We start from the raw sequence: 21094 nt of genomic DNA on the forward strand, positions 1-21094 counted from the left end.
TAGCTTTCGTGGTCAGCCAGCCAATTTGGCCAGCATGGCGCGCGTCACCAAAACGATGCCTTCTTCTGAACGGTAAAAACGGCGGCTGTCTTCATCTGGGTTTTCACCAATCACCATGCCTTCGGGAATCACGCAGGCGCGATCGATCACGCAACGGCGCAGACGACAGGAACGATTGATCACCACATCTGGTAACAGCACCGATGAGTCGATATTGCAAAACGAGTTGATACGCACGCGTGGAAATAGCACCGAATTCACCACCACCGAACCGGAGATAATGCAGCCGCCGGAAACCAGTGAATTCATCGTCATGCCGTGGCTGCCCGAGCGATCCTGCACAAATTTGGCGGGCGGCAAGGGTTCCATATGCGTACGGATTGGCCAGTCGTGGTCGTACATATCCAGTTCTGGCGTGACCGAGGCCAGATCGAGATTCGCGCGCCAGTAGGCTTCCAGCGTTCCGACGTCACGCCAGTAAGGCTCGGCGTTTTCATCGTTCTGCACGCACGATAAGGTGAAGGAGTGCGCATACGCCTCACCGCTGGCGACAATTTTCGGCAGCAGATCTTTGCCGAAATCATGGGTCGATTCGGGGATCAGCAAATCCTCTTCCAACAGTTGGTAGAGATAATCCGCGTCGAACACGTAGATGCCCATACTGGCTAGCGCTTTGGTGTCATCACCCGGCATTGAAGGGGGTTTCGGCGGTTTTTCCACAAAATCGATCACGTTGTTGTCCGCATCCACCGCCATCACACCAAACGCCGTGGCTTCGGCGAGCGGCACGGGTAAGCAGGCGATAGTGCACTTCGCGCCGCGTTCAGCGTGATCGAGCAACATCCGCGAGTAATCCATTTTGTAGATATGATCCCCGGCGAGAATCACGATGTATTGCGCGCGATAGCGGCGAATGATGTCGAGGTTCTGCGAAACCGCATCGGCAGTACCGCGATACCAATGCTCGGTGGAGGCACGCTGCTGCGCCGGCAGCAAATCAACAAATTCATTCATCTCTTCGTTGAATAACGACCAGCCGCGCTGGATGTGCTGCGTTAATGTATGCGACTGATATTGGGTGATCACGCCAATGCGCCGAATACCCGAATTGATACAATTCGACAGCGCAAAGTCGATGATGCGGAACTTGCCGCCGAAATGAACGGCAGGTTTGGCGCGTTTCGCGGTGAGATCTTTCAGACGCGTACCGCGCCCGCCAGCAAGGATCAACGCCACCGTTTGTGTAGGGAGCTGGCGCGCCAGCATCAGTGGATCTGTTCTATCTAACTTAACCATGTCTGACTCCTTATGATTGCTTTAGGAACACACACACGCCGTGTGCGGGCCCGTGCCAGACAGTTGTCAGGATGGGGTTATCTTCCCCGGCGAAAGGAGGAATGGCACGCCACTCTCCGTCTGGTAAGGCAAGGTCACTCACCGATTCCGTGGCGTTGATTGTTATTAACCAGCGGCTGGAGAGCAGGATCTGCATTCTGTGCGCCCCCTGTTCCCACTCCTCATTTCCCAGTGGTTTGCCGCTGGCATTGAACCACTGCACATTGCCATCGCCCTCCTGCCACCAGCGGTCTGCCGTCAACGCGGGAATGCGCTGACGCAGCCGGATTAACGCGGCAGTGAAGTCGACCAGTCCAAAATCATCCTGATGCCAGTGCAACCAGGTGAGCGGGTTATCCTGACAGTAGGCGTTATTATTGCCGTGCTGGCTGTGACCGCGCTCGTCCCCGGCCAGCAGCATCGGTGTACCTTGCGCCAGCAGCAGCGTGGTCAGCAGAGCATGCACGCTACGCCGACGACGTTCGACAATATCGAAATTGACCTGTAGCCCCTCTTTGCCATGGTTATGGCTGAAGTTGCTGCTACTGCCGTCGCGATTGTCCTCGCCGTTGGCCTGATTGTGTTTGTTGTTGAAGCTCACCACGTCGCGCAGCGTAAAGCCGTCATGCGCGGTGATCAGATTGATACTGGCGTGCGGTAAGCGCCCCTCTCGCTGGAACACATCGCTGGAGGCGGCAAAGCGCCGGGCAAATTCGCCATTATTGAGCTGGCCGTGCAGCCAGTAACGGCGCGCGGCATCGCGGAAATGGTCGTTCCACTCAGCGAATCCCACGGGAAAATTGCCCACCTGATAACCACCGGGGCCGATATCCCACGGTTCAGCAATCACTTTGACCTGTGACAGCAGCGGACAAGCTTTGATGGCGGCGAACAGCGGGGCATCCTGACGATAGTCAGGCGTACGGCCCAGCACGCTGGCAAGGTCAAAGCGGAAGCCATCAATATGGCAGTCCCGCACCCAATAGCGCAGCGCCTCTAATGCCCATTCCATCACCTGCGGATCGCTGAGATTGAGCGTGTTGCCGCAGCCGGTCCAGTTTTGGTATTCACCCTGCGCGTCGAGCCAGTAATAGCTGGCGTTATCCACGCCGCGCAGTGAAATGTTGGGGCCAATCTCTTCCAGTTCGGCGGTGTGGTTAAACACCACATCGAGGATCACTTCGATACCCGCCGCATGCAGCGCTTTGACTGCCTGCTGAAACTCCAGCAAAGGCGTTAAACCCTGCTCACCAGACGCGTAGCGGGGATCCACCGCCCACAGCGCGAACGGGTTGTAACCCCAGTAATTGCTCAGCCCGAGTCGTAGCAAACGCGGCTCGCTGGCGAAGTGCGCAATCGGCAGCAGCTCCAGCGCGGTAATGCCAAGATGGTGTAAGTACTTCACCATAGCAGGATGGCCCAGTGCCGCATAAGTCCCGCGCAGCCTTTCCGGAATTTCCGGATGTTGCTGAGTTAAGCCGCGCACATGGGCTTCATAAATCACGGTCTTGCCCCAGGGCGTGCGCAGCGGCTTATCCGTCTCCCAATCGAAGTCTTCACTGATGACCAAGGATTTTGGCGCGATCGCGGCGTTATCCTGACTGTCTGGCTGCTGATCGCCACTGTTGAAACGCGGATCGTCCGGCACATCCCCCACCACTGCTTTGGCACAGGGATCCACCAGCAGTTTGGCGGGGTTAAAGCGGTGCCCTTGTTGAGGTGACCACGGACCATACACACGATAGCCATAACGCTGGCCGGGCTTTAACGCCGGAAAATAGCCGTGCCAGATATCGCCACTGCGAGCGGGCAGCGAGAAGCGGCGCTCGACACCATGCGCATCAAACAGGCACAGCTCCACCTGCTCAGCATGACGAGAAAACAACGTGAAGTTAACGCCGCGCCCATCGTAATGGGCGCCTAACGGCGTCGGCTGCCCGGTCTCCAGCATCAGTCGCCCTCCCGCACCAGCCAAATGGTGGCCAGCGGCGGCAAGGTCAGGCTAAGCGATTGCGCGCGGCCATGGCTCTCAATATTGTCCGTGTGCACAATGCCGTGATTGCGGGTATCACTGCCGTGATAGTCCTGTTGGTCGGTGTTCAACACCTCACGCCAGCCGCCTTGTTGATTGACGCCAAAGCGATAATCGTGACGCGTTACCGGCGTGAAGTTACTGGCAACGATGATTTCATTGCCTTCGCGATCGCGCCGTACAAACACAAATACCGAGTTTTCATGGTCATCAACCACCAGCCACTCAAAGCCCTGCGCATCGAAATCCAGTTGATGTAATGGCGTGAAGTGTTTGTAGCTGTGGTTAAGATCGCGCACTAAGCGCTGCACGCCGTTGTGCCAGTTGTCTTCCCCTTCCAACAGATGCCAATCCAGGCTGGTATCGTGGTCCCACTCACGTCCCTGGGCAAACTCGTTGCCCATAAACTGCAGCTTTTTGCCCGGAAAGCCCCACATCCAGCCGTAATAAGCACGCAGGTTGGCGAACTTCTGCCACGCATCGCCGGGCATGCGATCGAGTATCGAACGTTTGCCGTGCACCACTTCATCGTGCGAAAGCGGCAGCACGAAGTTTTCGGTGTAGTTGTAGAGCATGCCGAAGGTCATCAGATTGTGATGATAACGACGGTGCACTGGATCGAGCTTCATGTAGTCGAGCGTGTCGTGCATCCAGCCGAGGTTCCATTTGAACCAGAAGCCGAGACCGCCATCTTCAGATGGGCGTGTCACGCCTGGATAATCGGTGGACTCTTCCGCCACGCTGATGGTGCCCGGTGCCGCACGACCTAGCGTGCGATTGGTGTGGCGCAGGAAGGAAATCGCTTCAAGATTTTCACGCCCGCCAAAGTGGTTAGGGATCCACTCGCCCTCTTTGCGGCTGTAATCGCGATAGATCATGGAAGCCACCGCATCCACACGTAAACCGTCAATGCCGAATCGCTCCATCCAGTACAGTGCGTTACCGGAGAGATAGTTGCTGACTTCACGGCGACCAAAGTTATAAATCAGCGTGTTCCAGTCCTGATGGTAACCCTCGCGGGGATCGCTGTGTTCATACAGCTCTGTGCCATCAAATTTCGCCAACCCGAAGTCATCACTGGGGAAGTGGCCTGGCACCCAATCGAGTAACACGTTGAGGCCTGCATCGTGCGCTGCGGCGATAAAGTGGCGGAACTCGTCGCGCGTCCCGAAGCGACGCGTCGGCGCATACATGCCGAGAGGCTGGTAGCCCCAGCTGCCATCAAACGGATGTTCGTTGATCGGCAACAGCTCAATGTGGGTGAAACCCATCTCTTTGACGTAAGGCACCAACTGTTCGGCCAGCTCTTTGTAGCTCAGCCAAAAATTGTTGTCGGTGTGGCGGCGCCACGAACCCAGGTGCACTTCGTAAATTGAAATCGGCTGATCAAAGGCGTTGGCGGCTTTGCGCTGCGGCTGCATCTCTACTTTTGGCGGCAGGCCACAGATCATTGAGGCGGTCTGCGGGCGCATCTGTGCCTCAAAGGCGAACGGGTCGGCTTTGATCCGCATCTGCCCAGACGCATCAATGATTTCATATTTGTACAGCTGACCATTCACGGCACCCGGCACAAACAGTTCCCAGACACCCAGTTCACGGCGGAAGCGCATGGGATGGCGGCGACCGTCCCAGAAGTTGAATTCACCGACCACGGAGACCCGGCGTGCATTGGGTGCCCACACCGAGAATCGCGTGCCACTGACACCATCAATGGTTGCGCCATGCGCTCCCAGGGTTTCATAGGGCCGCAAATGCGTGCCCTCGCCCAGCAGCCAGGCGTCCATTTCCGCCAGCAGCGGGCCGAAGCGATAGGCATCGTCGATCAGGTTTTGCTGGCCGTGCCAGGTGACCGCCAGTTGATAGCGAAACAGGTTTTTACGACGGGGGATCACCCCGCTGAAGAAGCCGCGCGAATCGAGGCATTTAAGCTGCGCGCATTTGCGTCCGGTGTTGGTTTCAATCACCCAGACTTCGGAGGCATCAGGCAGCAGTGCACGCACTTCGAGGCCTTCGACAGTTTGGTGCATCCCCAGAAACGAGAAGGGATCGGCATAATTCCCGGCAAAAAGGGCATTGATCGCATGGCGATCGGGAAGCTCTGACATGACTTTCTTCCTATGATTTTGCGCAGGCGACCGGAGTGGACAACAATGCCGCCTCTGGTGCGCTGCTTTTCATTGAGCCATACATACACCAGCAAGAGAGGACACCGTCCATGGGAGAAGATCTTAGCCGTGTACAACAACCATTCAGTTCGGAAAGCAAAAACAGTTAACAACCGGCACATCACTGTTAAATCATAGCTTGGGGCTGGCAGAAGCCAGGGGGGAAAGCAAAAAAATCTTGTTAGACGAGCAAAAAGGGGAAGCGGATCACTTGTCAGGCGCAATTTGCGTTAAGTTTTGCAGCCTGGATTACAAAAAAGGCCGGGAAACCCCGGCCTGTCTGATTTGTCGCTGCGCTTAGTCGATCAGCAAACGCAACATGCGGCGCAGCGGTTCAGCCGCGCCCCACAGCAACTGGTCACCCACGGTGAAGGCAGAAAGGTATTCCGGCCCCATGTTCAGCTTGCGCAGTCGGCCAACTGGCGTGGTCAGCGTGCCGGTGACGGCCGCAGGCGTCAGCTCACGCAGGGTGATTTCGCGGTCGTTTGGCACCACTTTCACCCACTCGTTGTGAAAAGCCAGCAGCTGTTCGATTTCGTTCAGCGGGATATCTTTCTTCAGCTTCAGGGTGAATGCCTGGCTGTGGCAACGCAGTGCACCGACGCGCACACACAGACCATCAACCGGGATCGGGCTGCTGGTACGCAGGATTTTGTTGGTTTCTGCCTGGCCTTTCCACTCTTCGCGCGTCTGGCCATTATCCAGTTGCTTGTCGATCCACGGGATCAGGCTGCCCGCCAGCGGTACGCCGAAATTGTCGGTCGGTAAAGTGCCAGAACGGGTGAAATCGGTGACGCTGCGTTCAATTTCCAGAATCGCCGAGGCCGGATCTTGCAATGATTTGGCCACGTGGTTGTGCAGCATGCCCATTTGCGTCAGCAATTCACGCATATGGCGTGCGCCGCCGCCGGAGGCCGCCTGATAGGTGGCAACAGACGCCCACTCCACCAGATCGTTAGCGAACAGGCCGCCGAGTGACATCAGCATCAGGCTGACGGTGCAGTTACCGCCGACGAAGGTTTTGATACCGTTGTCGAGGCCCTGGCGAATCACATTATGGTTAACCGGATCGAGAATGATGATGGCGTCATCTTTCATGCGCAGCGTGGAGGCTGCATCAATCCAGTAACCCTGCCAGCCGCTTTCACGCAGCTTCGGATAGACTTCACTGGTGTAGTCACCGCCCTGACAGGTGATAATAATATCCAGCGCCTTCAGCGCCTCGATATCAAAAGCATCCTGCAGCGCACCGGTCGACTTGCCGCCGAATGTCGGTGCCGCCTGACCAAGCTGAGACGTGGAGAAGAAGACCGGATTGATCACATCAAAATCACGTTCTTCACTCATGCGTGACATCAGCACAGAGCCGACCATGCCACGCCAACCAATAAAGCCTACATTCTTCATTTTCTGTCCGTCCGGGGCGTTTTCACTGTGCCCTTCGTGGTGCGAGGAAAAGACCAAGCGGAATATCCAGTTGATCTGCGTAATAATCAGGTTTACCTGCGACCTCCAACTCTACAAAATGCAGGCTTTCTGGCAAGTGAATTAATTCGATTGCGCCAACTTTTTCAGCAGTACAACTAATACTCCCCTCAGTGAATCGAGGTACGGGCAGGCGGAAATTCGGCGTATCTCGACGGCTACGCGAGTCAGCGTTTCGGAAGCCTGTCGTCGCCAACGCACCTCAGTTTAAAAAATGACGGGAAAAAGGGATGGCTTTTACCTATGACTGAAATGATATCTGCGACCATATTGCTGCTGTTAATTATGGACCCGCTGGGCAACCTGCCGATTTTTATGTCGGTGCTCAAGCATCTCGAACCCAAGCGCCGACGTGCGGTGCTGATACGTGAAATGCTGATCGCACTGATCATCATGCTGCTGTTCCTGTTTACCGGCGAACGTATTCTGGCGTTCCTCAATCTGCGCACCGAAACCGTCTCGATCTCTGGTGGTATCATCCTGTTCCTCATCGCCATTCGCATGATTTTCCCCTCTGGCGAAACCAGCACCAGCGGATTACCGGCGGGTGAAGAGCCGTTTCTGGTGCCGCTGGCGATTCCGCTGGTCGCAGGTCCTTCGCTGTTAGCCACGCTGATGCTGCTGTCACATCAATATCCTAATCAGATGTCACATTTGGTTGGCGCATTGCTGATTGCCTGGGGCGTGACCGTGGTCATTCTGCTGATGTCAGGACTGTTTTTACGCCTGTTGGGTGACAAAGGCGTTAACGCGCTGGAGCGGTTAATGGGACTGATTTTGATTATGCTGGCAACACAGATGTTTCTGGATGGGATTCGCGCTTATCTGAAACTGTAGCGAATAGACAGCGGGCGGCTCATTGGTCGCCCGCTCGCATTATTATTTCTGCTTCTTCTCAATCGGTTTGCCCGACCAGTAACCCGCCAGCAGTGAACCTGACAGATTGTGCCACACCGAGAACAGTGCGCCCGGCAACGCGGCCAGCGGTGAGAAGTAAAGTTTGCCCAGTGTGGCTGCCAGACCGGAGTTCTGCATACCCACTTCCAGCGCCAGCGTGCGGCAGGTAGATTCGTCAAAGCCAAACAGCTTGCCGCCCCAGTAACCGCCCAGCAGGCCGATGGCGTTATGCAGGATCACCGCCGCAATCACTACCAGGCCGACAGAACCGATAAAGCCCTGAGAACCCGCTACCACTGCGCTGATAATCAGCAGAATACAGACCATGGAAAATGCCGGCAGATACGGCTCAACACGGCGCACCACGCTGTTCATCGAGTGGTGGATGATCAGACCCAGACCAATCGGGATGACCACGATTTTAACGATGCTGAGCAGCATGCCGATCACATCAACTTGAATGTGAGTATCGACATAGAAGCGCGTCAGCAGTGGCGTGGCGAAAACACCCACCAGCGCAGACACTGAAGAGATGGTCACGGACAGGGCCACATCGCCCTTCGCCAGATAGATCATCACGTTGGACGCGGTGCCGCTGGCCACGCTGCCTACCAGAATCATCCCAGCCGAGAGATCCGGCGGCATATGGAACAGTTTTGCCAGGCCCCAGGCGGCGAGTGGCATCACCAGATAGTGCAAAAAAGTGCCGGCGATAACCGGTGCCGGACGCGTCAGTACACGTTTGAAATCATCAATATTCAGAGTGACGCCCATGCCGAACATGATCAGCATCAGCAGATAAGTCACCCACGGCCCAATGCCGAGGAACGTCGAGGGTGAGTAATACGCCGCGACCGACAGCAGCACGGCCCAGAGCGGGAACAGGCGGGTTAATTTGGCGAGCATGGGGAGACTTCCTTAGATATTTTTTAATTTATTTCATATGCCACAGATGAAGTGCCGCGCGGGGAACGACCACAGCGACGGACGCGGGATCATAACATTTCATTATCGTGACGTAAGGCGGGAAGTCGCTGGCAGAATAAAATGCGGATCGTCTGCGGCAAATCCGGGTAAACAGCGAAGATATCCGCTACTTTTAGGGCAGTGAACGAGATATCACACGCCTGTTGCCAGTCGCAAAAATAAAAAAGCCGGACCAGGTCCGGCTTGATGGATTGCGCTAAAAATTTGCCTTAAGAACCAAAAAGATTCTTATGCAGCGCACGCACCACTTCTTCTGCGTCTGGCGTTGGTACCAGGAAGCACAGGTTATAGCTGCTGGCTCCATAACAGATCATGCGCAGGTTAAACGGCTCAAGGGCACCAAACACCTCTTTGCCGACGCCGCAGGCTTTCGACAGGTTATTGCCGATAATGGCCACCAGCGCCAGGTTCTCTTCCACTTCCACGCGGCACAGTGAAGAGAGCTCAGTCAGCAGGGCTTGCGTCAACAAGCTTTCACCGGTGGTCGAAGAACCGGTGGTATCCAGCGTCAGCGCCACGCTCACTTCTGAAGTGGTGACCAGATCGACAGAGATGTTATGGCGGGCCAGAATCGCAAACACTTCGGCCAGGAAGCCGTGCGCGTGCAGCATGTTCAGGCTATGCAGCGTCATTAGCGTCTGTTTACGACGCAGCGCCAGCGCACGGAACAGCGGCGGATTCTGGGTTTCATTGCACACGCGCGTGCCACCCGCAGCGGGATCTTTACTTGAACCCACGAACACCGGAATGTCACTGCGCACCGCAGGCAGTAAGGTCGCCGGATGCAACACTTTCGCGCCGAAAATCGCCATTTCAGCCGCTTCCTCGAAGGTGATCTCTTCGATGCGTTTCGCGGTGGGCACCACGCGTGGGTCGGTGGTGTAGATACCGGCCACGTCGGTCCAGATATCCACACGCGACGCCTGCAGGGCTTCCCCTAACAGTGCTGCGGTATAGTCGCTGCCGCCTCGTCCCAGCGTGGTGGTGCGCCCTTTGCCTTCGCTACCAATAAAGCCCTGAGTAATGACCAGCGCTTCTGCAACACGTGGAGCCAGTTGCGCGGTGGACAGCTCTTTCAGCGTGGCAACATCAGGCTCAGCACGACCGAAACGGTCGCTGGTACGCATCACTTTACGCACGTCAAACCATTCGGCATTGACCTGACGCTCACGCAGGACCTCCACAAACAGCAGGGTCGACATCAGCTCACCGTGGCTCACCAGCTCATCGGTCAGCGCATGTGATGTCGCCAGCGCAGTGGCTTCCGCCAGCATCAGGATATTTTCCAGCATGCGATCAATCTCCTGGCGAATCACATCAGGGGATTGCAGGCGATCAATGATGGCGTATTGAATATTGCGAATTTCGTCCAGCAGGTGCGCGCGCTGCTCCAGTTCCCGGCCTTCAGCCAGAGAAACCAGCAGATTAGTCACGCCAGCAGACGCAGAGAGCACCACTAAACGGGTGTTGGCATCGGAGAGCACAACATCCGCGCTGCGGTTCATGGCATCAAAATCGGCAACGCTGGTGCCGCCAAATTTCGCCACGATCAGATTTTGAGACATGTAACGAACCTCGTGTCAGATTAGCTTTCTCCCGTTGTTAAACGGAAGCGGTGATTTCAGCCTTGGCACAAGAGAAGAGCAGAATTGGACAGACAAGATCAGGAGATGAGTCACCAAAAGCACTTCACCTTGCGAAACGTCCGACTGCGGACGCTTCTGGTGACAACCCAGAGGATTCAGCCCCTGCAGCCGACAGGACAACACTCCGCGTGTTGTTCCATCTCGGCGTCGCACCCCATGATGTGTTGTCGTTGGATACGGATCCTCAAACACACTGCCTGGGCGACGCGCCTCTTCTGGCTTGCACCCAAAGGTGCAAGTCGCGGGCACAAAATACTGATTAATTCTTCCGCTGTCCAGCCTTGCAACACGTTGAAAATTCTTTTTTAGCATTACGCCAGCGCATCGCAGAACAAACGCTGGCGCTAGCACCCGCCTAAAGTAGTCAACGGCGCGCAAAAACGCGGCTTTTTGCTGATGCGGCACAGGGAATTTGTTTGCCAGAACATCGACAATCGCCGCCGGATTAACCTGAAACCTTGCGGCCACGGTCACAAATTTTTTCCCTTCGTTTGCAACTGTGGTCATACTGAAACCCGTTCGCGGTAGCGTATCAGCCACAAGAAATGCTTAGCACGCTGGGCCAGCAGGACGCGCCCGGCTGGAATGACGGTTCTTATTTCAACAAGAGTGTTGCCATGAAAAATATCAATCCGAAACAAACCGCAGCCTGGAAAGCGCTGCAGCAGCATTTTGACCAGATGAAATCGGTGCAGATCGCCGATCTGTTTAAAGATGATGCCGATCGTTTTGCGAAATTCTCTGCCACTTTCGACGATCAGATGCTGGTGGATTTCTCAAAAAACCGCATCACCCAGGAAACCCTCGATAAGTTACAGGCGCTGGCAAAAGAGACCGATCTGGCGGGCGCCATCAAATCCATGTTCTCTGGTGAGAAGATCAACCGCACCGAAGAGCGTGCCGTGCTGCACGTTGCTTTGCGTAATCGCAGCAACACGCCAATCATTGTTGATGGCAAAGATGTGATGCCAGAAGTGAACGCGGTGCTGGCGAAGATGAAAGGCTTCTCGGAGCGCATCATCAGCGGCGAGTGGAAAGGTTATACCGGCAAAGCGATCACCGACGTGGTGAACATCGGTATCGGCGGTTCGGATCTCGGTCCATTCATGGTGACTGAGGCGCTGCGCCCGTATAAAAATCACCTGAACATGCACTTTGTTTCTAACGTGGATGGCACGCACATTGCCGAAACGCTGAAAGATCTCAGCCCGGAAACCACCCTGTTCCTCGTGGCGTCTAAAACCTTCACCACGCAGGAGACCATGACCAACGCCCACAGCGCGCGCGACTGGTTCCTGAAAACCGCGGGCGATCAGCAGCATGTCGCCAAACACTTTGCTGCGCTGTCGACCAACGGTAAAGCGGTGGGCGAGTTCGGTATCGATACCGACAACATGTTTGAGTTCTGGGACTGGGTCGGCGGTCGTTATTCACTGTGGTCAGCGATTGGCTTGTCGATCATCCTGTCAGTGGGCTTCGAGAACTTCGAACAGCTGCTGAGCGGCGCGCATGCGATGGACAACCACTTTGCCAACACACCAACCGAGCAGAACCTGCCAGTGCTGCTGGCACTGATTGGTATCTGGTACAACAACTTCTTTGGTGCCGAAACCGAAGCCATCCTGCCTTACGACCAGTACATGCACCGCTTCGCGGCGTACTTCCAGCAGGGCAACATGGAGTCCAACGGTAAGTACGTGGATCGCGAAGGCAACCCGGTAGACTACCAGACCGGCCCAATTATTTGGGGCGAGCCAGGCACCAACGGCCAGCATGCGTTTTATCAGCTGATTCATCAGGGCACCAAACTCATCCCTTGCGACTTTATCGCCCCGGCGCAGACCCACAACGCACTGACCGATCACCATCCGAAACTGCTGTCGAACTTCTTCGCGCAGACCGAAGCACTGGCGTTTGGTAAATCTCGTGATGTGGTCGAGAAAGAGTTTACCGATGCCGGTAAATCCGTTGAGTCTGTTGCTCACATCGTGCCGTTCAAGGTTTTCGAAGGTAACCGCCCAACCAACTCCATCCTGCTGCGTGAGATCACCCCGTTCAGCCTGGGTGCACTGATTGCGCTGTACGAACACAAGATCTTCACTCAGGGCGCGATTCTTAACATCTTCACCTTTGACCAATGGGGTGTTGAATTGGGCAAACAGCTGGCAAACCGTATTCTGCCAGAGCTGGAAAATGCAGCGCAGATTAACAGCCATGACAGTTCCACTAATGGCTTAATTAACCGCTACAAATCCTGGCGCTAATTTTCCTGCCGATACGAATAAGGCGGCTTCATTGCCGCCTTATTTTTGTCAAACATGCGGTTATCCTCCTAAATTTGATACTGAGTGGCCCCATCGCGGTTAGATAATTCTTAAAATGGTCTAAGGAAAATCGGAAGTTGCCGTTCAACAACGACAGTTCATTGATAAAAAAATGGATCTAAATAAGCCGCTTATAATATGTATCTGATTGATTAAACAGTTATTAAAATTAAACCCTGTTCAGGAAATTCTGATTATTCCTATTCCGTACCATTTTTTAATGCAAAAGTGAAAAATCCTGCCGCATCAACCTCAGCCACGCAAATATTCCACCCTCGTAAAAATCTTCATTAAAAAAAAGCAGCTATCGCCATTTCGCCGTATTTATCACCAGAATAACCCCTGATTATCACCCTCTTTTACTGGCAATGAACTCTGGTAATTTGTTGCCCTATACTGAACGCGCCCGAAATTAGGGTACATCCTTCATTCATTTGTTTCTAAAAATGCAGGAAACGTTGTTATGAAAAAACTGATGGTTGCCGGTGCAGCCTTACTTTACGTCGCCGTTTCTTCCGCTGCGATTGCCGCACCGGAAGAAGCTGGTGCTGCAGCAGGTGCGCAGGCGGGAGCAATCTCGACCGGTGCCACTACTGCTGTAGGTATCGGCGCACTGGGCGCGTTAGTCGGTCTCGGCATCGCTGCTGCTGGCGGTGGCGACGGCGCAAATACCGGCACAACAACGACCACCACAACGAGCACCACGCGTTGATGTAGCACCTTTAAACATAACCACACAGCCGTGTGGTTATTTTTTGCCTGGTTTTATTTTTGACAGGGATATACACAGTGCACCGACTCTCCTTGCTGCTTTTCTGCCTGCTGCTGCAGGCCTGCACACAAACGCAAAAAGGCCTGGAACAAACCGTGATGCTGGCCGTGAACGGTCCGGATGATGTCACCGTCACCGATGAGCAGGTCGCCAGTCTCCCTTACGCCAGCCTGTATGCGCGAATCAATGAAGGGCCACGCATTTTTGTGGTGCTTGGTTACGACGAAAACGGCCAACAGAAATGGATCACTCAGGATAAGGCGATGCTGGTGATGCAGCATGGCAGGCTGGTCAAAACGCTGGGGCTGACCAGCAATCTTGATGAGGTCAGCAATCTGGCGCAGGATCCGCTCGCCGATGCGCTGCATCTGCAAAACAATGCCAACTGGACCCGCGTGGTGCAGTGGCGCGAGAAAGAGAAAGTGCGCGCTGCCACCGCCATTTCCACCTTTCAGCGCGGCTATGACACCGTGCTGAACATCGCTGGTGAGCGCGTGCCCTGCCGTGTCTGGATCGAGACCGTGCGAATGGATGATGTCGGCGCAGAATGGCAAAACACCTTCTGGATCGATAACCGTGATGGCAGCGTTTTGCAGGCAAATCAAATGCTCGCCGCAGATGCCTTCCCTGTTGAAACCACTATTCTGAAGCCGGCGAAATCATGAAAATAATCTCCCCTCTGTTAACGGCCATCGCGCTGCTGACGGCCGGTTATGCGCTGGCAGATAGTCAGGTCACGGTGCATGACCTGCACAGCCAAAACAGCCTGCAGATCGATCATGCACAGAATCTGGCGCAGCTGGTCACCAACCCGGCAATACACACCTGGTGGTCCGGCACGGTGATCGCTGAACGTGACGCAACGACGGTGGCACAGCAACAACAGAAACAGCTGCTGGCTGATTTACGCACCTGGCAGGCTGACAGCGGCGATACGCTGGCAGCGACCATTGGCGCGGTGATCCACCAGCTCAGCGCGATACAGGTCACCGGGCGCCTGTTCACTGCGCTCGATCCTGATTGGGTGCGCCTGCGTCCAGAAGCCAATCGCACGCTACAGGGCAGCTACGACCTCTACACGCTGTCGCAACCTAATCAGGTGCTGATTCTCGGCGCGCTGGAACATCCCGGCAAAGCAAGCTGGCAACCCGGTCGTACCGTGCGTGATTACCTTGATACGCACGATCGCCTGTCAGGAGCCGAGCGCAGTTTCGCCACGGTGATCTCGCCTGCCGGTCAGATGCAGCAGGTGCCGGTCGCCTACTGGAATCAACGTCACGTGGAAGTGGCACCCGGCAGCATCATCTGGCTGGGCTTTACCTCGTGGAGCCTGCCCTGGGGCAAAGCTGATTTGAATGCGCGCATGCTTTCTGTTCTGACACACCGGATTCCAGACTGATGAAAAAACAATTACTTCTCAGCCTGTTGGCTGCTTCTGTCTCTGCGGCATGCCAGGTGCACGCGGAAACCTGGCCGGAACCCATCGGGCCATCACAATCGGATTTCGGCGGCGTGGGTTTGATGCAGACCCCCACGGCACGTATGGCGAAAGAGGGCGAATTCAGCCTGAACTTCCGCGATAACGATCAATATCGCTACTACTCTGCTTCGCTGCAGCTGTTCCCATGGCTGGAAACCACCGTGCGTTACACTGACGTGCGCACGCGTCGCTACAGCGCAGTTGAAGGCTTCAGTGGCGACCAAAGTTATAAAGACAAAGCCTTCGATGTGAAACTGCGTCTGTGGCAGGAGAGCTACTGGCTGCCTGAAGTGGCAGTCGGATCGCGTGATTTGGGCGGTACCGGCCTGTTTGACAGTGAATATCTGGTGGCAACCAAAGCCTGGGGGCCGTTTGATTTCACCATGGGCATCGGCTGGGGCTACCTCGGTAACAGCGGCAGCATCAAAAACCCGTTCTGCTCCTACAGCGACAGCTTCTGTAGCCGCACCGGCGGTGGCTCAGCGGGTTCTATCAATGGTTCCCAGATGTTCCACGGCCCGGCAGCCTTGTTTGGCGGCGTGGAGTATCAAACCCCCTGGCAGCCGCTACGCCTGAAGCTGGAATATGAAGGCAATGACTATCAGGATGACTTTGCCGGACGTCTGGAACAGCGCAGCAAGGTCAACGTTGGAGCGATTTATCGCCTGACCGATTGGGCCGATATCAACGCCAGCTATGAGCGTGGCAACACCTTTATGTTTGGCGTGACCGTGCGCACTAACTTCAACGATCTGCGCCAGTCGCACATTGATAGTGCCAAACCGGCTTACCATCCGCAGCCGCAGGGCGATCTGTTGCAACCGACGGTGGTAGCCAACCAGCTGACCGATCTGAAGTACAACGCCGGATTAAGCGGTCCGCGCATCCAGACTAAAGGCAGTACGCTGTATGTCTCTGGCGAACAGACGAAATATCGCGATACGCGCGAAGGCGTCGATCGTGCCAATCGCATCATCATGAACAACCTGCCGGCCGGCATTGATACCATTGATGTCACCGAGTCGCGCCTCAATATGCCGCAGGTGACCACCCGCACCGACGTTGCCAGCCTGCATAACGAACTCAGCGGTTACCCGCTGGGTCATGAGCAGCCGCTGCAGCAGACGCGTGAGAATCCGGTCGATCCAGGCGAGACTGAACAAGGCTTCTTTATCCGCAAAGATCGCCTTCACTACAATCTGGCACCGGTGCTCAATCAGTCGGTTGGTGGGCCTGAAAGCTTCTACATGTACCAACTGGGCGTGATGGGCAGCGTTGATTACGCACTGACCGATCACCTGCTGGTTAGCGGTAGCCTGTTTGGTAACCTCGCCAATAACTACGACAAATTTAACTACAATGGCGCGCCGGCTGACTCCACCCTGCCGCGCGTGCGAACCCATATTCGCGACTACGTCGAGAACAATGTTTACGTTAATGACCTGCAAGCCAACTACATGAGGTATCTCGGCAATGGCTTCTATGGCCAGGTGTACGGCGGTTATCTCGAAACCATGTACGGCGGCGTGGGTGGTGAAGTGTTGTATCGTCCGATAGACAGCAACTGGGCTTTTGGTGTTGATGCCAACTACGTGAAACAACGTGACTGGGACAACATGATGCAGTTCACCGACTACAAAGCCCCAACCGGACACTTCACCGCGTACTGGCGCCCATGGTTCATGCAGGACGTGCTGGTGAAAGCCAGCGTCGGTGAATATCTGGCGAAAGATAAAGGTGTGACGGTTGATGTGTCGAAGCGCTTCGACAGCGGTGTGATGGTCGGCTTCTACGCCACTAAAACCAACGTGTCCGCCGAGGCCTATGGCGAAGGCGACTTCACCAAAGGCTTCTATATCTCGATTCCAATGGATCTGTTTACCGTGACGCCAACTCGTGGCCGTGCGCAGGTGAATTGGGTGCCGCTAACGCGTGATGGCGGACAGATGCTGGGGCGTAAATATCAGCTGTATGACATGACCTCAGATCGTGATGCGCGGTTTAATTAACGACAAGTGTGGAAGGTTGAAACGGCGTTGACCTCCAGGTGCTTACCTGGAGGTCTCGGGGCCTTGCCTGGTTGGGCCCCGACTGCATGCTCTGCGTGTCCTTTTACGCCATCAGCCCATCAATCCGCGTCATAACCCAGATTCGGTGCCAGCCAGCGCTCAACCTCACTGACACTCATCCCTTTACGCGCCGCATAATCTTCCACCTGATCGCGCTGTATCTGCGCCACAGCGAAGTATTTGCTGTCCGGATGGCTGAAATACCAGCCGGATACTGCCGCGCCCGGCCACATAGCAAAGGATTCCGTGAGCTTCATGCCAGTGTGCGTCTCCACATCCAGCAACTGCCAGATTTGCGCTTTCTCCGTGTGTTCCGGACAGGCCGGATAGCCCGGAGCAGGACGAATGCCCTGATAATTTTCGCGAATCAACTCTTCGTTACTCAGGTTCTCATGGGCAGCAAAGCCCCAAATCACCTTACGTACCCGCTCATGCAGATATTCGGCAAAAGCTTCTGCCAGCCGGTCTGCCAGCGCCTTAACCATGATCTTGTTGTAATCATCATGCTGCTGCTCATACGCTTCGGCCAGCGCATCCTCTTCCAGCCCACCGGTCACCGCAAAAGCGCCGAGATAATCGGCTTTACCGCTGGATTTCGGTGCAACAAAGTCAGCTAAGCAGTAGTTGGCGAAATCAGTCTTCTCGGTCTGCTGACGTAAGTGATGGCTCACACCTATCACCTGATCGCGGTTTTCATCACGGTAGACTTCGATATCGTCTCCGACGCGGTTTGCCGGGAAAATCCCTACTACGCCACGCGGATTGAGGGTGCCGGTTTCACTGAGCCTGTCCAACATAGCGTTGGCATCGGCAAACAGGCGTTTAGCCTCTTCACCCACCACTTCATCTTCGAGAATGCGCGGGTATTTCCCCGCCAGCGACCAGGTCATAAAGAACGGCGTCCAGTCGATGTAGTGACGCAGCGTGTCGATACTGGCTTCCACCGCGCTGACCCCAAGGCGATGCGCGACCGGCGGCGTATAGCTTTCCCAGTCGATGGCATAATCGTTGTCGCGTGCGGTTTGCAGGCTGACCGGCGGCGTACGTGGCTTTTTACGTGCGTGCTGAATGCGCACCGTGTCGTATTCTTTGCGCGTGCGTGCCACAAACTCCTCTTTGAGGCTTTCGGAGAGCAGTGAAGAGACAACACCCACGGTACGCGAGGCGTTTTGCACATACACCGTTGGACCACTGTAGTTCTGCTCGATCTTCACCGCCGTATGCGCTTTCGACGTGGTCGCACCGCCAATCAGTAACGGAATGGTGAAGCCCTGGCGCTCCATCTCTTTCGCCACGTTGACCATTTCATCCAGTGATGGCGTAATCAGCCCAGAAAGCCCAATGATATCGGCATTTTCAGCCATGGCGGTTTTCAGGATTGTGTCACTTGGCACCATCACGCCAAGATCGATAATTTCGTAGTTATTACATTGCAGCACCACGCCGACAATGTTTTTGCCGATGTCATGCACATCGCCCTTCACCGTCGCCAGCACGATTTTACCGTTGCTGCGCCCGGCTTCTTTGCTGGCTTCAATATAAGGTTCGAGATAGGCCACCGCTTGCTTCATCACGCGCGCCGATTTCACCACCTGCGGCAGGAACATTTTGCCCTCGCCGAACAAATCGCCGACCACGTTCATGCCGGACATCAGCGGCCCTTCAATCACCTCAATAGGCCGTGCGGCAGCCTGACGCGCCTCCTCGGTGTCCAGCTCGATAAATTCAGTGATGCCTTTTACCAGCGAGTATTCCAGACGCTTGACCACGTCCCAGCTACGCCATTCGGCCTGCTGCTTCTCCTGCTCACCGTCGCTCTTGCTACCGCGATATTTCTCCGCCAGCTCCAGCAAACGCTCGGTGCCATCGTCGCGGCGGTTCAGCACTACATCTTCCACCGCATCGCGCAATTCTGCGGGCAAATCATCATAAATCGCCAGTTGCCCGGCGTTGACGATGCCCATATCCATCCCGTTGCGAATCGCGTAATAGAGGAACACCGCATGAATCGCCTCACGCACCGGATCGTTACCGCGGAACGAGAACGACACGTTAGAGACGCCGCCGGAGATCATCGCATGCGGCAGTTCGCGTTTGATGTCTTCACAGGCACCAATAAAGTCCATCGCATAGTTATTATGCTCTTCAATACCGGTGGCGACTGCGAAGATATTTGGGTCGAAAATGATATCTTCTGGCGGGAAACCGACCTCTTCCGTCAGGATCTTGTAGGCGCGACGACAGATTTCGATTTTGCGTGCGCGGGTATCCGCCTGGCCGACTTCGTCAAACGCCATCACCACCATGGCGGCACCGTAGCGTCGCACTTTACGCGCGTGTTCGATAAACGGCTCAACGCCCTCTTTCATCGAAATGGAGTTAACGATGCCTTTGCCCTGAATGCACTGCAGCCCTTTCTCGATCACCTCCCACTTGGAGGAGTCGATCATAATCGGTACGCGTGCGATATCGGGTTCACCGGCAATCAGGTTAAGGAAGCGCACCATCGCAGCTTCCGCATCCAGCATGCCTTCGTCCATGTTGATATCGATAATTTGCGCGCCACTTTCCACCTGCTGACGGGCCACATCCAGCGCTTCGTTATATTTCTCTTCTTTAATCAGACGCTTAAATTTGGCCGAACCGGTGACGTTGGTGCGTTCGCCGACGTTCACAAACAGTGAATCAGCGTGAATATTCAGGGGTTCCAGACCGGACAGACGGCAGGCAACAGGGATCTCAGGCAGCTGACGGGGTGCAACGCCCTCAACCGCCGCCGCCATCGCCGCGATATGCTCCGGCGTGGTACCGCAGCAGCCGCCGATGATATTTAGAAAGCCAGCTCGCGCCCATTCGCCGATCTGTTCAGCCATGGTTGCCGCATCTAAATCATATTCACCAAACGCATTCGGCAATCCGGCGTTAGGGTGGGCAGTGACATAGCCTTCCGCAATACGGGATAGCTCCTGCACATACTGACGCAACTCGTCCGGGCCCAGTGCACAGTTGAGGCCGAACGACAGCGGCTCGGCGTGGCGCAGTGAGTTGTAGAAACCTTCGGTGGTCTGCCCGGAGAGCGTGCGGCCCGACGCATCAGTGATGGTGCCGGAGATCATCACCGGCAGCTTCACACCCATCGCTTCCATCTCGACCTGCACAGCGTAAATCGCCGCCTTGGCATTCAGGGTATCGAACACTGTCTCAATCATGATCAGGTCGGAGCCACCCGCAATCAGGGCATGCGTTGATTCGCGGTAGGCTTCCACCAGCTGATTGAAGGTGACGTTACGGAAGGCAGGATCGTTCACATCGGGCGAAATGGAGCAGGTGCGGTTGGTGGGACCGAGCACGCCCGCAACATAGCGCGGTCGGTCCGGTGTTTTTACCGTCCATGCATCCGCACTGGCACGCGCCAGTTTTGCCGCTTCAAAGTTAATCTCCGCTGACAAAGCTTCCATCGCGTAATCGGCCATCGCAATGGTGGTGGAGTTGAAGGTGTTGGTTTCCAGAATATCTGCGCCAGCGGCGAGATAAGCATCATGAATTTCGCGAATAACGTCCGGTTTGGTGAGCACTAACAGATCGTTATTGCCTTTTAAATCAGAGGGCCAGTCGGCAAAACGGCTGCCCCGGAAATCTGCTTCAATCAGTTTATAACTCTGGATCATGGTGCCCATGCCACCATCCAAAATCATAATGCGCTGTGCCAGCTGCTGATGCAGCATTTCGGTTTTGTTGCTCACTCTCGCCCCGTCCACGTCATTGCATTGGCTAATATGCCAGCCAGACATACTGGCATAACTTTCCGGTGAGCAAAAGTCACGACAGATGAGACATTTTCAGCCTGAAAGCATCACAGATCCGACCAGTAAAGCAGCGTTTGCATTCATACGCTCAAAAAC

13 protein-coding genes and 1 riboswitch are annotated in these 21094 nt (G+C 55.3%); of the genes, 6 read left to right on the forward strand and 7 right to left on the reverse strand.

Features of this window, described 5'->3' with window-relative positions:
- Positions 1–12: 12 nt before the first annotated feature.
- The 4 genes from glgC to asd all read right to left on the reverse strand — a co-directional run bounded on the left by glgC (position 13) and on the right by asd (position 6939).
- On the reverse strand, positions 13–1296 hold the full coding sequence (gene glgC / locus VH86_RS07375; protein ID WP_045815762.1) for a glucose-1-phosphate adenylyltransferase: 1284 nt from the start codon (positions 1294–1296) through the stop codon (positions 13–15).
- A gap of 10 nt (positions 1297–1306) precedes the next feature.
- Positions 1307–3286, reverse strand: coding sequence for a glycogen debranching protein GlgX (glgX, locus tag VH86_RS07380; RefSeq protein ID WP_045832413.1), 1980 nt, complete (start codon positions 3284–3286; stop codon positions 1307–1309).
- Positions 3286–5472, reverse strand: coding sequence for a 1,4-alpha-glucan branching enzyme (gene glgB / locus VH86_RS07385; protein WP_045832414.1), 2187 nt, complete (start codon positions 5470–5472; stop codon positions 3286–3288). Before glgB ends, glgX begins: the two co-directional genes overlap by 1 nt.
- 357 nt (positions 5473–5829) lie before the next feature.
- Positions 5830–6939, reverse strand: coding sequence for an aspartate-semialdehyde dehydrogenase (asd, locus tag VH86_RS07390; protein WP_045832415.1), 1110 nt, complete (start codon positions 6937–6939; stop codon positions 5830–5832).
- Positions 6940–7260: 321 nt separating this feature from the next.
- Between asd and VH86_RS07395 the strand changes: the two genes are divergently transcribed.
- Positions 7261–7854, forward strand: coding sequence for a YhgN family NAAT transporter (locus tag VH86_RS07395; RefSeq protein ID WP_034827091.1), 594 nt, complete (start codon positions 7261–7263; stop codon positions 7852–7854).
- A 42-nt stretch (positions 7855–7896) separates the two neighbouring features.
- Here VH86_RS07395 and panS read toward each other — a convergent pair whose 3' ends face one another.
- Positions 7897–8820 (reverse strand): ketopantoate/pantoate/pantothenate transporter PanS, encoded by a 924-nt coding sequence (panS, locus tag VH86_RS07400; RefSeq protein WP_038643713.1) that lies wholly within the window; start codon positions 8818–8820, stop codon positions 7897–7899.
- A gap of 290 nt (positions 8821–9110) precedes the next feature.
- A complete protein-coding gene (gene lysC, locus VH86_RS07405; RefSeq protein ID WP_045832416.1) occupies positions 9111–10466 on the reverse strand; it encodes a lysine-sensitive aspartokinase 3 in 1356 nt (451 codons plus the stop codon).
- A gap of 109 nt (positions 10467–10575) precedes the next feature.
- Positions 10576–10770, reverse strand: a riboswitch (Lysine riboswitch).
- 394 nt (positions 10771–11164) lie between these two features.
- Between lysC and pgi the strand changes: the two genes are divergently transcribed.
- The 5 genes from pgi (at position 11165) to VH86_RS07435 (ending at position 17132) form a co-directional block, all read left to right on the forward strand.
- Complete coding sequence (gene pgi / locus VH86_RS07415) at positions 11165–12811, forward strand: glucose-6-phosphate isomerase (protein WP_045832425.1); 1647 nt, start codon at positions 11165–11167, stop codon at positions 12809–12811.
- 523 nt (positions 12812–13334) lie between these two features.
- Positions 13335–13583, forward strand: coding sequence for an exopolysaccharide production protein YjbE (yjbE, locus tag VH86_RS07420; RefSeq protein WP_034827112.1), 249 nt, complete (start codon positions 13335–13337; stop codon positions 13581–13583).
- 77 nt (positions 13584–13660) lie between these two features.
- Positions 13661–14308 carry a YjbF family lipoprotein gene (locus tag VH86_RS07425; protein ID WP_045832418.1) on the forward strand — a complete coding sequence of 216 codons (648 nt, stop codon included), beginning with the start codon at positions 13661–13663 and terminating at the stop codon, positions 14306–14308.
- On the forward strand, positions 14305–15042 hold the full coding sequence (locus VH86_RS07430) for a capsule biosynthesis GfcC family protein (RefSeq protein ID WP_045832419.1): 738 nt from the start codon (positions 14305–14307) through the stop codon (positions 15040–15042). Before VH86_RS07425 ends, VH86_RS07430 begins: the two co-directional genes overlap by 4 nt.
- On the forward strand, positions 15042–17132 hold the full coding sequence (locus VH86_RS07435) for a YjbH domain-containing protein (protein ID WP_045832420.1): 2091 nt from the start codon (positions 15042–15044) through the stop codon (positions 17130–17132). Before VH86_RS07430 ends, VH86_RS07435 begins: the two co-directional genes overlap by 1 nt.
- A 119-nt stretch (positions 17133–17251) precedes the next feature.
- On the opposite strand, the gene metH is transcribed toward VH86_RS07435, so the two are convergent.
- On the reverse strand, positions 17252–20935 hold the full coding sequence (metH, locus tag VH86_RS07440; RefSeq protein WP_045832421.1) for a methionine synthase: 3684 nt from the start codon (positions 20933–20935) through the stop codon (positions 17252–17254).
- Positions 20936–21094 lie beyond the last annotated feature (159 nt).

Origin of the sequence: Pantoea sp. BL1 (assembly GCF_000963985.1) — a bacterium.
GTDB classification, from domain to species: Bacteria; Pseudomonadota; Gammaproteobacteria; order Enterobacterales; family Enterobacteriaceae; genus Pantoea; species Pantoea rwandensis_B.

Excerpts from the sequence above, each read along its gene's own strand:
- yjbE (WP_034827112.1), top strand. The coding sequence starts at position 13,335 with ATGAAAAAACTGATGGTTGCCGGTGCAGCCTTACTTTACGTCGCCGTT.
- asd (WP_045832415.1), bottom strand. The coding sequence starts at position 6,939 with ATGAAGAATGTAGGCTTTATTGGTTGGCGTGGCATGGTCGGCTCTGTG.
- panS (WP_038643713.1), bottom strand. The coding sequence starts at position 8,820 with ATGCTCGCCAAATTAACCCGCCTGTTCCCGCTCTGGGCCGTGCTGCTG.
- lysC (WP_045832416.1), bottom strand. The coding sequence starts at position 10,466 with ATGTCTCAAAATCTGATCGTGGCGAAATTTGGCGGCACCAGCGTTGCC.
- VH86_RS07435 (WP_045832420.1), top strand. The coding sequence starts at position 15,042 with ATGAAAAAACAATTACTTCTCAGCCTGTTGGCTGCTTCTGTCTCTGCG.
- VH86_RS07395 (WP_034827091.1), top strand. The coding sequence starts at position 7,261 with ATGACTGAAATGATATCTGCGACCATATTGCTGCTGTTAATTATGGAC.
- glgX (WP_045832413.1), bottom strand. The coding sequence starts at position 3,286 with ATGCTGGAGACCGGGCAGCCGACGCCGTTAGGCGCCCATTACGATGGG.
- glgC (WP_045815762.1), bottom strand. The coding sequence starts at position 1,296 with ATGGTTAAGTTAGATAGAACAGATCCACTGATGCTGGCGCGCCAGCTC.
- VH86_RS07430 (WP_045832419.1), top strand. The coding sequence starts at position 14,305 with ATGAAAATAATCTCCCCTCTGTTAACGGCCATCGCGCTGCTGACGGCC.
- pgi (WP_045832425.1), top strand. The coding sequence starts at position 11,165 with ATGAAAAATATCAATCCGAAACAAACCGCAGCCTGGAAAGCGCTGCAG.
- glgB (WP_045832414.1), bottom strand. The coding sequence starts at position 5,472 with ATGTCAGAGCTTCCCGATCGCCATGCGATCAATGCCCTTTTTGCCGGG.